Source organism: Cellvibrio sp. PSBB023, from assembly GCF_002007605.1.
Classification (GTDB): domain Bacteria; phylum Pseudomonadota; class Gammaproteobacteria; order Pseudomonadales; family Cellvibrionaceae; genus Cellvibrio.
In genome coordinates this window covers 974,046-986,341 of sequence record NZ_CP019799.1, presented here as the reverse complement: position 1 = coordinate 986,341, position 12,296 = coordinate 974,046, and the positions used below count along the sequence as shown (strand labels likewise).

Genomic DNA, 12,296 nt, shown 5'->3' with positions numbered 1-12,296 from the left:
CTTTTACAGGGGACAGGAATCATGACAGAAACGATTAGCTACAAACATATTATTATCGGCGTAGATCTTTCCGAGGATTGCCCTATCGTCATTCAGCGCGCAGCGGGTATTGCCAGGGTGTGCAACGCAAAACTGACCATTGCCCATGTGCTTGAGCCTATTGCGTTTGCCTACGGCGGCGATATGCCTGTGGATTTGAGTGGTGTACAAGAACAGCAAGTACAGAAGGCAGAAGCTGAATTGGCACAACTGGCCGCATCCAGCCCCTACCCCATCCAGCAACGGCACGTACTGGTCGGCCAACCGGCTGCCGAGCTTCATTACCTTGCGGAACAAGAATCGGCGGATTTGATCGTTGTAGGCAGTCATGGCCGCAAAGGTTTTTCACTGCTGCTCGGCTCAACACCCAATAGTGTTTTGCATGGCGCGACCTGTGATGTGCTGGCCGTGCTTGTCAAAAAACAATCCGCAGAATCCTGAGCAAATTAAATAGCCTGCAGCAAGCACTACTATTCTTGCTGCATGTCTTCCAGTTCAGCCCAGCGCTCAAAACATTCATCCAACTGCTGTTGTGCAGCAGCCAGCTCTTGCAACTTTTGCTCAACAGTCGCCGCCGGTTGGCTGTAAAAATCGGCTGCGCTGGTAATTGCCGCCAATGCCTCAACCTTGGCTTCCCACTGCTCGATTTTGTGCGGCAACTCATCAAATTCCTTTTGGAACTTATAACTGAGTTTTTTCAATTTTGCGGGTGCTTTTGGTGTTTCCGCGGCAGTCACAAGCGGTTGCGCGACAGGCACTGGCGTGGTTTTCTCAGCAGCAGGTAACTCATCAGCCTGAGTCCACTTTCCACCCTGACGAATCCAGTCATCATAACCGCCAACGTACTCCAGCACATTGCCTCGGCCTTCAAAGGCGATAACGCTGCTGACAATATTGTTCAAAAATGCACGGTCATGGCTTACCAGCAGTAAGGTGCCTGGGTATTCAGTGAGGATGTCTTCCAACAGCTCCAGCGTTTCCACATCCAGGTCATTGGTTGGTTCATCCAATACCAACAGGTTTGCCGATTTACTGAATAACTTGGCGAGCAATACGCGGTTGCGCTCGCCACCGGAAAGTGCGCGCAGCGGTGTACGGGCGCGTTCACCGCTAAACAAGAAATCGCTCAGGTACGAGAAAATATGTTTGGACTTGCCATCGATATCGATAAATTCACGCCCTTCAGCGATGTTATCCACGGCATTTTTATTGAGATCAAGTTGATCGCGCAGCTGATCGAAATAGGCAATTTGCAGATTTGTGCCCAACTTGATGCTACCGGATTGCGGCTCCAACTCACCCAAAATCAGTTTAAGCAAGGTGCTTTTACCGGCACCATTAGCCCCGACCAAACCGATACGGTCACCGCGCATAACGCGCGTGGAAAAGTTTTTCACTATGACTTTATCGGCATAGGAATAGGAAACATCCATCAAGTCTGCAACCAGCTTGCCCGAGTCGCCACTGCTGGCCAGAGTGAAGTTGGCTTTACCGACAAGTTCACGGCGTTGCGACCGGGTTTCACGTAAGGCTTTCAAGGCGCGAACACGGCCCTCATTGCGGGTACGACGCGCTTTAATGCCCTGGCGAATCCATACTTCTTCCTGCGCCAATTTTTTGTCGAACAATTCATTGTGACGCGCCTCATCGGCCAGCGCCTGTTCGCGATACACCAAAAAGCTGGTGTAATCGCCCTCCCAGTAACGCAAATGACCGCGATCCAACTCAGCAATATGGGTTGCCAGTGCCTGCAAGAGTGAGCGGTCGTGGGTGATGAAAACCAGTGCGCCATTGAAATTCAACAACTGCTTTTCTAACCATTCAATGGCCGCGATATCGAGGTGGTTGGTTGGCTCATCCAGCAGCAGCACATCCGGCTCTAACACCAAAGCCCGCGCCAAAGCCACACGACGGCGCCACCCGCCCGATAGTTCGCGCATATAGCGATCAGCCGGTAAATCAAGGCGGGAGATAATTTCTTCCACTTTTTGCTGTAATGACCAGCCATCATTGGCTTCAATTTTTTGCTGCAACTGGGTCATACGCTCCAGTTGGCTGTCACTGATGTCGGCGGAATGGGAAATTGCGCGGTATTCCGCCAACAATTCACCAACCCCTTGGGCACCCGCTGCCACCGCATCGAACACCAGGCGATCATCCGCCTCTGGCAAGTCTTGCTCCAAGCGCGCAACACGAATACCGGTTTGCCTAATGACATCGCCCTTATCCAGATCCACCTCACCGGCAATCACTTTCAACAGGCTGGACTTACCAGTGCCATTGCGACCAATCAAACATAACCGCTGGCCGCGCTCGATAGTCAGGTCAACACCATCAAGCAGCACTTGCAGGCCATAACTTAGCCCTGCTTTTTCAATTTTAATCAAAGACATAGAAGGAATAATTCAGGTAGTTTTACAACAAAAATGATACTGGCAGAAGCACCGGTGGGCTGTTATTCTCAAAGGAGCCGCATCATATCCCAGCAGGCACACATAACCAACCCGCCGACTAGATAACCGTCCAGCAACGACAATAATTGGCAAGATAAGAATTGAGGTTCCCATGAGGTTTTCGAAGATACTTTGGCCGCTGTCATTGAGTGCCAGCGTATTGATCGGCAGTATGACCCTGACCATCGCCAGCACGGCATCCGCCGCCACTCCCGCGCCCGCCAAACAGACCAGCAAACCCGATGCTCGCCAGCTTGAACGACAAAAATACAATCAGGCACAAAAAGCCTTAAACGCAAAAAATACCGCCGAATACCGACAGCTCGCCAAGCAATTACAAAATTACCCGCTGCTGCCCTACCTGGAATACCAGGAATTAAGCGAACGTTTGATCGGACTACCGCGCAAAGATGTCGATGCATTTTATGCCCGCTACCCGGATTCATTTTTGGCCGAGCGATTGACCCATCGCTGGTTGCGCACCCTGGCACTGCGTGAGCAGTGGACAGATTATCGCCACTATTACGATAAACGCCTGACTGACCCGGAACTGGCCTGTCTCAACCTGCGTGCGCGCTTGGCAACAGGTGATAAAACCGCGATGGATGACGTAGCCGCCTTGTGGAATATTGAAAAAGCGCAATCCAAAGCCTGTGACCCGGTGTTTGCTGATTGGCGCAAAGCTGGCCGCATGACACCGGAATTGATTTGGCAGCGTCACCTCAAAGTGCTGAAAGCGGGCAATAATAGTATGGCCAGCTACTTAAGCAACCTCTTGCCGGCGGCAGAGCGTCCGAATGCCCTGCTGCTTCAGCAAGTTAATGCCAACCCGCGCTTGCTCAAGCAAACCGGCAAATTTGCCAAACAATCGCCACACATGAAAACCATCATCCTGCATGGGTTGGAGAAATTAGCGCGATTGAATGCCAAAGAAGCGTTGAGCCTGTGGCGAATTTATGACGCACAACAACTGTTTAGCGACGAAGACCGCAATACCATCAAACACCATATTGCGCTGCGATTACTGCATCAGGATTACGATACCGAAGCGCAAAATCTGGTAGCTTCCACACCCGGTTTAAACAGTGTTGACCTGCTTGAATGGCTGCTGCGGGAATCACTGCGCAAACAGCATTGGGAACAAGTTAATGAATGGTTGACGCGTCTGCCAGATGAGGCGCGCAGCACCGAGCGCTGGCGTTATTGGCAGGCGCGCACCATGGAAGAGCTGGGCATCAAGGAAATAAATGGCGAAACGCCTATGGCGATATACAACAGTGTGGCGCCTGCTCGCAGCTTCTATGGCTTCCTTGCTGCCGATAAAACCGGTATTAATTATCACCTGCTCGACCGTCCGATCATCGTGAGCGATGAACAGGTGCGTGCGGTAGAAAATAGCCAGGGCATGTTGCGCGCTCGCGAATTTTTAGAGCGCGGTGAATTACCGGCAGCCACCCGCGAATTTTTTTACAGCGCGCGCCGCATGCCGCCTGAGCAAGCCGCAATTGCCGGTCGCCTGGCAGAGCGCTGGGGCTGGCACCGCCATGGCATTCAAGTGATGGCTGAGGCGCAACTCTGGGACGAATTGCAAGTTCGCTTCCCGATTGTGTATCAGGATCAAGTCACCAAAGCGGCCAAGCAAACCTCTGTGAATCCGCTGCTGATTTTTGCCGTCGCCCGTCAGGAAAGCGCCTTTATGCCCGATGCAAAATCGCCAGCCGGTGCTGTAGGCTTGATGCAACTCTTACCCTCAACAGCGAAACAAACCGCACAAAAAAGCGGGATGAGTTTTAACCCGCAGGATTTAATACAGCCGGATAAAAATATCGCCTTGGGCAGCCGTTACCTGGACTATTTATTAGGTGTGTTTGATGGCAACCGTATTCTTGCCGCTGCTGCCTACAACGCCGGTCCATCGCGTGTACGCCAATGGATGAACAAAGAAAAAAGCGCGCAATTGCCTTATGACGTGTGGATCGAAACCATTCCATTCAAAGAGACAAGGGGTTATGTGCAAAATATCCTGTCTTTCTCAGTGATTTATGCCTATCGTCTCGGGCAGGAAACCAGCTTCGTAACACCGGAAGAGGCAAATCGCACTCTTTAATTTCGCTAGAAAAACCTAAGTCACAAATAATAACGCCACCGATTGAGCCAATCGGTGGCGTTATTATTTGTGACTTAGGTTTTTCTGGCTTAGGTGTTTGTGATGTATCGAGAGTAAAACACTTAGCTGGCAGGCTGGCTCAAAAAGGCACGTAATCGTTTTTGCACCACAGCCGCCAATTCATCCGGCTGGAATTTGGACAAGAAATCGTTACATCCCACCTTTTCAACCATTGCTTTGTTAAAACTGCCGCTGAGCGATGTATGCAGAACCACGTACAAATCCCGTAGCGCAGGATCTTTACGCACTTCTGCCGTTAAACGATAGCCATCCATCTCGGGCATTTCGGCATCCGTTACCAACATTAAAATTTCATCGGTCACTTTGCGTCCGGAAGCTGACCATTGGCGCAACAAGTTTAACGCTTGCAAACCATCCTGTACCGATAGCACTTCAATACCAATATTGCCCAGGGTTTCCACAACCTGCTTGACGGCCGTGGGCGAATCCTCTGCCAGTAATACTTTCAATTTACGTCGACGCGCTTCCTGTACCAGATCGGAATCCAACACGTCTGCTGACACCTGTGTGTTGTAAGGGATGATGTCAGCAAGTACGCGCTCGACATCCAAAATCTCTACCAATTGATCTTCAATACGGGTGATAGCTGTTAAAAAGTGACTGCGCCCGGTGCCTTTTGGCGGAGGCAATATCAACTCCCAATTCAAGTTGACAATGCGATCGACCTCGCCAATCAAAAACGCCTGCACAGAGCGATTGTATTCCGCCACAATTAAATTGGCGTTATCCAAATCCTTAAGCGGACTCATGCCAATTGCTGCACGCAAATCGATCACTGGCACTGCCTGGCCGCGTAAGTGTGCAACACCCCGAATATGGTGATGGCTATGAGGAACATGGCGTAACTTGGGGATCTTTACCACTTCCTGTACTTTAAAAACATTAATGGCAAAAAGTTGACGCCCGCCCAAGCGGAACATTAATAATTCCAGACGATTCTCACCCACCAAGCGGGTACGCTGATCAATGGAATCCAGTAACTTAGACATTCTGTTACCCTGTGGTCAAAGGGGCTTGGCCGCAAAAAACAACGCTGGCAAATACTGGCCAGCACTTTTTGAATTCAAATACCCTAGCAGTATAGACAAAAATACACACTAAACCTGAAATAACAGGATGTAGCGCGAAACCGCTATAACAAAAGGCACATTGTAAGATATTCTTTTCGAGTTACACTTCAACATGGAAGATAGCAGGATATCCGGAAGCGGCACATTAACAACAACTAGCATCCAGTCCGTCACACTATGTCAGAAACCATACCACTGCTCGCACGCCAGCCAATATTTGATGGCAACATGAAAGTTGTCGCTTATGAATTATTGTGTCGCAATAGCGAATTAAAGTTCATCGCCTCAACCGATGGCGATGCCGCCAGCTCACAAGTATTGCTTAATGCCTTCACTGAACTCTCCATTGAAGAAGTAGTAGGCACCCATAAAGCATTTGTGAATTTTACCCGTGCCCTGCTTAATTCGCCGCCGCCTTTTAGCCGTCAAAAACTGGTGATTGAAGTGCTTGAGGGCCAACAAATTGATGCCGCCATGCTCTTCTCGCTCAAGCAACTGCGCGAGCAAGGTTACACTATTGCATTGGATGATTTTGAGCTGAGCGCCGACACCGAAAGCCTGGTGCCTTATGCAGATATTGTGAAACTGGATGTGTTGGCATTATCGCCCGAACAACTTGTACAGCATGTTAGCCATTTAAAAACCTTTGGTGTCACCTTGATCGCCGAAAAAGTAGAAACCTACGATATGTTTGAAAAATGCAAAGCCATGGGCTTTGACCTTTTTCAAGGGTATTTTTTGGCAAAACCCCGCGTTATCAGCGGGCGAAAAGTTTCCGAAAACAAACAATCTGTATTGCAATTACTCTCCGCCTTGCACGATCCCAATGCCCCTATCGACAAAATAGAGCGCATGATTGCGCGCGATACCTTGCTGAGTTTTAAACTGCTGCGACTGGTTAACTCGGCTGCCTTTGGTTTATCGCGCAATGTGGAGTCGCTGCGGCAGGCTATTATGCTGCTGGGGCTCAACAAACTGCGCAACTGGGTGAATTTATTAGCCCTCTCCAACCTGAGTGGCAAACCCCATGAATTGAGTATCACTGCACTCACGCGCGCGCGCATGTGCGAAATGATTGCCACAAAAATTAACCAGCGCTCGCGCCCAGATTCTTTTTTTACAGTGGGTTTGCTATCGACACTGGATGCATTTTTAGATGCGCCATTGGAAGAGTTACTGCGCAATTTATCGCTGAGTGAACCCCTGAATCAGGCCATGCTAAAACACACTGGGCCAGAGGGAATGGTGCTGGAAATTGTGCAAATGCACGAGCAAGGGCACTGGCAAGAGATAAACTGGGATCACCTTGCCGATCAGGGTATTACCCCGGAAAATCTGGCAGAAATTTACATCGACGCACTGCGCTGGGTTGCTGAGACCATGAGCACCTTGGGCGTAAGTGCCAACGAAAAATAACAGCTCGCCAAGCAATCCCCAGAGCAATACCGCAGGTTACACACTAATACGCTGGAGGAAATTCGCCGTTTGCGCTGCATCAAACGGCCAGCAGAGTTCATCAATATGGTGGGGCGATTTTAATACCGGAATTTTCACCCCATAGCGTTCAATTAATTCATCTGAAGCAGCAATATCGATTTCTTCCAATACCAGCGCGTAATGATTCAACAGCGGGTCAACAACCTCCCGTGCCAGCTCGCAGAGATGGCAACCGGGAGTGGAATATAAATAGAGGGACTTCATAGCAAGCGTCCGCACAAAAAGTGCAGTTTACCAGTGACACAAGAGAAATCCTCGTGCCACCTGATGGATTGTTGAATCCTAGCGTAATTCCAACGCCAGTATTTCTTTCATAAAGTCACTAAACCGGCGCCCTTGTACCTTGTCCTGCTCAGTGTCGCCCGGTATTTTTTCTGCCAGATTCGTCAACAACAATTCAGGATCAGCAAATACAGACGCGCGATCAAGGTTATCGAGCAGATCGCGGATAAAATTCCCTAGCGGCAATAAGTTTTCAGGGTTCAAGCCGTTGCTGTTGCCATTGGTCGCTGCGCGAGCGGGCTCAAATGCTTGATAGGCTTTGGTGACCTGTTGGATTTCAGCCTGAGTCAGGTTCAGGGCAAAACCGCTAATTTGCTCGGAGTCAAACCCCAAGCTCATGGCTTTTGCAAAAGCGCCATCCAAATCACCAGCAAAGAATTGCCCGGCCAAATCGTTTACGCGACCAAGCAAATCATTAATGGCCACTAACTCAGCTTCGCTCAAATCCCCTTCGATACTCAGTGAAAAAGACTGACTGGAGCTGTAACTGGCATTCATCGCCGACAGGCTAGTCCCGCCCCTGCTTACATGCCCTGCCTCCATCGCCAAACCTTCACTGGATGCGGCCTTGATGGTCACCTTGTCACCCTCTTTGGTGGTCAACTCAAAGCTGAATTCACGTGCACGGCCATATTCATAGTTGGCATAACCAAGGTAGGACGTTGGCGCAGGGATAAAATCCGGTACCGCCAACGCGACCGGTGCTGCTTTTGCACCGCCCGAGGTAATTTGTTCGCTGGTCACAGGTGCTGTTTTTTGCGGCTCATCGGCTACTGGAGCAGCCGCAGCCTGGATAAATTTGGCACGCAAGGCATCTACGCCCTCAAGCACCAGATCGTAGGTTTTACCTATATCCGTCTTGATTTCCGGCGACAGCAAACTCAAGGCTTCCAATTTTTCACTGGCTTCTGCAAACCCCTTTTTGAAGCCGGACAGCCCCGCCTCTAACCGCGCTTGCAATTCTTCCTGTGTGGCGCCATCGGCAACATCCATTTGTAAGCGCCGCTCGATGAATCCAAGAATATTATTGGCCACTTTCTCGGCGGTTAAGGGCTCAAATGCCGCGTATTCTGCGCTGGCACTTTGCCCCCGTGAGGCGATTTTTTCATAGGCCATGGTCAGGGTTTTATTGACCAGTTGCAGCGCGGTCTGACGTTTTTCTTCCAGCGTCATCACTTTGGTGTCAGGCACCTGAAGTGCGTCGCGGCCATCTGAGCCTGCCGAATTAATGCTGCCCGATCTGGACGCCGAGCCATTGCTGGACACACTTGCCGGAAGCGAGTTGTTTAACGCCGGGTTGTTGAGTGAGGAAATAGTCATAAATTCACCTATGTGCTGCATCGGTCTGTAGCATCACAGGTTATCGACCAGCTTCTGTAAAGCTTAAAGACTTATTTGCGCGTTAAAATCAGGGTTGTTATAACCACAAGCGCCAATACTCCCAGGAAAATCAGCCCAAATTTGCCTTTATTGGTCTCTTCTACTGGCATCTTGGGGACGGGCGCGGCGCTGGTGCGCTTAACGGATGAGGCCCTGGCTACTTGTACTGATGGGCGAGCCGCAGACGACTTACGTACAACGGCTTCGGCTTGTATATCAGGGGATTCCTGCGGTGCCACCTTGCGTACAGTGGTTTTGTCCATGACATCTACCGGCCCGATCACACCGAAACTCAGCGCATCAAAGCGCAACTCATCACCGCGTTTTACCCTCGCCTCTGCTACGCGCTTTCCATTGAGGAAGGTGCCATTTGCAGAATCCAGGTCTTTCACAAACAGCATGCCATCAATCACTTGCAACTGGGCGTGACGACGCGACAAATGCGCCGCTGGCAGGCTGATATCACACTCAGTGGAGCGACCAATCGTGGTGATGTCTTTCAGTGGGAAAACCCGGTTAGCCAAAGCCGTATGATTGGCCTTGAGTGACCAAGCAGTCGCTTTGGGCATACGCACCTGGGGGTTAGGCGCCGGTTGTTCTGCCGCAAGGCGCGCCTCACGCTTGGGGTCTATTACAAGCAGCTCAACAGCCCCTATAACGATAGTGTCATCGGGTTTTAATTCGCAGGCGCCCGTGATTTTTTGCCCATTGACCACAACCGCTTGTGAGGGCACAAGGTTGCGCAACGTGAGGTGCTCATTGTCCACCAAGACTTCCATGTGCACATCGCTTACTAACGGATCATCAATTACCAATGCATTAGTCGCTGACCGACCTATCGTAATTTTTGGCTCAACTAACCATACCGCATTATATTTATTGTCTTTAAAGCGGATTTTGAGCATAGCAATTAACCTGAAAACAAAAACGAAACGGGCGTTGATAATGCAGCAGGCTTATGTTGATTTCAACACTCGCCCGACCAGATTACATTTGCAAACATACACCAATGGATTAAGGGAGATGCAACTTAAGCACACCGCCACCCAGTGGGCCGCCATTTTCAATGGTCATATAACCCTGCCCTTTTCTGGATTTATGAAGTGACAACACCTTACGCGCAAACAATAACCCTAACCGGGTATTGCCGGAATTAAATGATACTGATGCTTGGGGAATCGGGCCGAGCAACATATTTTCCGGATACCCCTGACCATCGTCCGCCACACAAATACAGAGGTACCCCTGCTCCTCACTCACGCGGATCAACAGGCGCTCGCGACAATAGCGGGCGCAATTCACGACCAGATTATTTAATACACCACCCACCAATTCGCTATCAAAATACCAGGCTAAATCTGCATCGCAATCCACCTCGATACGGATATTGCGCGAGCGCAACAAAGCATCATTACGAGCAATTTGTTCTTCAATCACGTCAATCAAATGGTGCTCATCAATCAATACCGCCAGGGTTTTTTCATCCATTTTGTAGAGTGATAGCAACTGCACTAACTCACCGTTAATACGCGCCGCCTCATACTCCAATGTTGAAAAGAATTTAGCCTGCTGGGCATCCTTGGGGGCGACGCCTCCATCATGGCTCCCAGGGTATTCAATAACATCCCCAGTGAATTTTTCATGTCGTGCACGCTGGAGGCCAGCACAAATGAAAAATCAATAGGAACCTGATCGTAATCCTGATCAGGATGCTTGGGTTCTGGATGCTGTTCCATTCTCAACCTCGCTGTTTCTCAAACGCCCGGACAAGGCTGTTGTAGACATCATTCAACTGACGATAGCGCTGAAACTGCGGGTGCTGCGGCGATATGATGGCGCTCGTTTTAGTAAAGGTTTGTTGAATGCGCTCGCTGAGCGCCGGATTAAATTGGGTTTTCAACTTATCAATCAGTGCTTGTACGTAATTCAAACGCAAGCCCACATGATTAGGTAATTTTTGCAGCGCGATTTTAAACGCATCGGCCGCCGCCGAAAAATCTTTGGCGTTGTAATGGGCTATGCCTTTTTTGTTAATTTCGGCCACCATCAGCTTATTTTTTTCACTGCGCGGCTCATCCAACAATACATCCAGTTTTTGTAATTGCTGCTCATCGGCAGCGTAGTGTTCCAGTAAATCGGCAAGGCATTTTTGCGCATCATTGTTACGCCCCAACAATCGCAAGGCGCGCACCATTTCGATTTGCACCGGAAGCGCACTGTCGTCCTTGGTATTACCCAACACGGACTGTGCATTCACCAATGCGTCCTGCGCACGCCGCTGGTCACCTGCACAGATTTGTAATTGACTCTCCAACAACAGCGACTGCGCTTTACGTAAATTATTTTTGCCAAATTTATCTTCCAGATTATTGGCGCTGGCAATGGCATCCCGTATCAACGGCTTGGCCAGTTCTTTATCCATGGAAAATAAATCGATGGTAGCTTGAGCAAACAGGGAGTGAACATCAGACTTATCAAAACAGGAATGCTCGCCCAGTTTCACAGCGCGTTTGAGTGCATTGGCAGCGGTCAACAAATCATTATTTTGCTGGGCCACAACGCCCAGCTCTTGCTGGCGCAAAATGGACAGGGGCGACAGATCTGTCGCCTTTTGTAAAATGTCTTGCAAGCCTTCTGTATTGTGCTGCAACTTGAATAACTCGGCTTGTAAATCATAGGCTTTCATACACAGCGGATTGGACTGCAAAATATTTTCAAGCCACTGCTGGGCACCCAGTAAATCCTGCTGAGCCAGTTTGGTTTTTACCATGCCCAGTTGGGCCCACTCCAATTCGCGGTTATCCAAAACAGTGCGGTAGAGCTCTTCCGCTGCCGACAAATTGTGTTGTTGCAAATAGAGCTGCCCTAAAATTTTCTGGCAACTGTTGGTATAGCGACTCCCCTGCGCAATCAGTTTATTGCACAGGGTAATGGCCTGCTCGTCTTCACCGGCTTTTTGTGCCGCCAGCACCTCTTTTAATTCCAAACGCTGCTCAAATAACCGGTTAAGGCGCTGGTCGAGGGCTTTGGGGGTAATAGGTTTGGCGAGGTAAGCATCCGGCTCGTAATCGTAGGCAGCCATGATGATGCTTTTGCTGGATTCAGCCGACACCAGAATAAACAGGCTATCGGCACAGGGGTTATCGGTTGAACGCAATTCTTCCAGCACCTGCTGGCCACTTTTGCCTTTTCCCAAATTATTGTCACAGAGAATCAGATCGTAACAGCGCGCTTTGCAATAGCGCAGCGCCTCTTCACCAGACGCTGCCGAATCCACATTCCCTATTCCCAAATCCATGAGCATCTTGTACAGGGTACTGCGAAAATTCTCAAAGTCGTCAATTATCAATGCATGCATCTTGTAAAAGCCAAGATCGGCCATTAGTC

The 12,296-nt window shown here is 49.8% G+C and carries 11 protein-coding genes; 3 read left to right on the top strand and 8 right to left on the bottom strand.

Annotated elements, in window-relative coordinates; translation table 11 throughout:
- Positions 1–21: 21 nt before the first annotated feature.
- Positions 22–480, top strand: coding sequence for a universal stress protein (locus B0D95_RS04475; RefSeq protein ID WP_078042774.1), 459 nt, complete (start codon positions 22–24; stop codon positions 478–480).
- A gap of 29 nt (positions 481–509) precedes the next feature.
- Here the strand turns inward: B0D95_RS04475 and B0D95_RS04470 are convergent, their stop codons facing one another.
- The gene (locus B0D95_RS04470) at positions 510–2,432 is read right to left on the bottom strand and encodes an ATP-binding cassette domain-containing protein (protein ID WP_078042773.1); all 1,923 of its coding nucleotides are present in this window, start codon (positions 2,430–2,432) and stop codon (positions 510–512) included.
- 172 nt (positions 2,433–2,604) lie between these two features.
- Between B0D95_RS04470 and B0D95_RS04465 the strand changes: the two genes are divergently transcribed.
- A complete protein-coding gene (locus B0D95_RS04465; protein ID WP_246841725.1) occupies positions 2,605–4,599 on the top strand; it encodes a transglycosylase SLT domain-containing protein in 1,995 nt (664 codons plus the stop codon).
- A 122-nt stretch (positions 4,600–4,721) separates the two neighbouring features.
- On the opposite strand, the gene B0D95_RS04460 is transcribed toward B0D95_RS04465, so the two are convergent.
- The gene (locus B0D95_RS04460; protein WP_078042772.1) at positions 4,722–5,669 is read right to left on the bottom strand and encodes a chemotaxis protein CheV; all 948 of its coding nucleotides are present in this window, start codon (positions 5,667–5,669) and stop codon (positions 4,722–4,724) included.
- A gap of 258 nt (positions 5,670–5,927) precedes the next feature.
- Between B0D95_RS04460 and B0D95_RS04455 the strand changes: the two genes are divergently transcribed.
- Entirely contained in the window at positions 5,928–7,166 is a 1,239-nt protein-coding gene (locus tag B0D95_RS04455) for an EAL and HDOD domain-containing protein (protein WP_078042771.1), read from the top strand.
- A gap of 36 nt (positions 7,167–7,202) precedes the next feature.
- On the opposite strand, the gene B0D95_RS04450 is transcribed toward B0D95_RS04455, so the two are convergent.
- The 6 genes from B0D95_RS04450 to B0D95_RS04430 all read right to left on the bottom strand — a co-directional run bounded on the left by B0D95_RS04450 (position 7,203) and on the right by B0D95_RS04430 (position 12,291).
- The gene (locus tag B0D95_RS04450; RefSeq protein ID WP_078042770.1) at positions 7,203–7,451 is read right to left on the bottom strand and encodes a glutaredoxin family protein; all 249 of its coding nucleotides are present in this window, start codon (positions 7,449–7,451) and stop codon (positions 7,203–7,205) included.
- 78 nt (positions 7,452–7,529) lie between these two features.
- A complete protein-coding gene (locus B0D95_RS04445; RefSeq protein WP_078042769.1) occupies positions 7,530–8,849 on the bottom strand; it encodes a DUF5610 domain-containing protein in 1,320 nt (439 codons plus the stop codon).
- Positions 8,850–8,920: 71 nt separating this feature from the next.
- Positions 8,921–9,814, bottom strand: coding sequence for an FHA domain-containing protein (locus tag B0D95_RS04440; RefSeq protein WP_078042768.1), 894 nt, complete (start codon positions 9,812–9,814; stop codon positions 8,921–8,923).
- A gap of 109 nt (positions 9,815–9,923) precedes the next feature.
- The gene (locus tag B0D95_RS04435) at positions 9,924–10,421 is read right to left on the bottom strand and encodes a sensor histidine kinase KdpD (protein ID WP_246841724.1); all 498 of its coding nucleotides are present in this window, start codon (positions 10,419–10,421) and stop codon (positions 9,924–9,926) included.
- A complete protein-coding gene (locus B0D95_RS20765) occupies positions 10,421–10,645 on the bottom strand; it encodes a hypothetical protein (protein ID WP_246841723.1) in 225 nt (74 codons plus the stop codon). The genes B0D95_RS04435 and B0D95_RS20765 overlap by 1 nt, the downstream gene beginning before the upstream one ends.
- A 2-nt stretch (positions 10,646–10,647) precedes the next feature.
- Entirely contained in the window at positions 10,648–12,291 is a 1,644-nt protein-coding gene (locus B0D95_RS04430) for a tetratricopeptide repeat-containing response regulator (RefSeq protein WP_246841722.1), read from the bottom strand.
- Between the last annotated feature and the right edge of the window lie 5 nt (positions 12,292–12,296).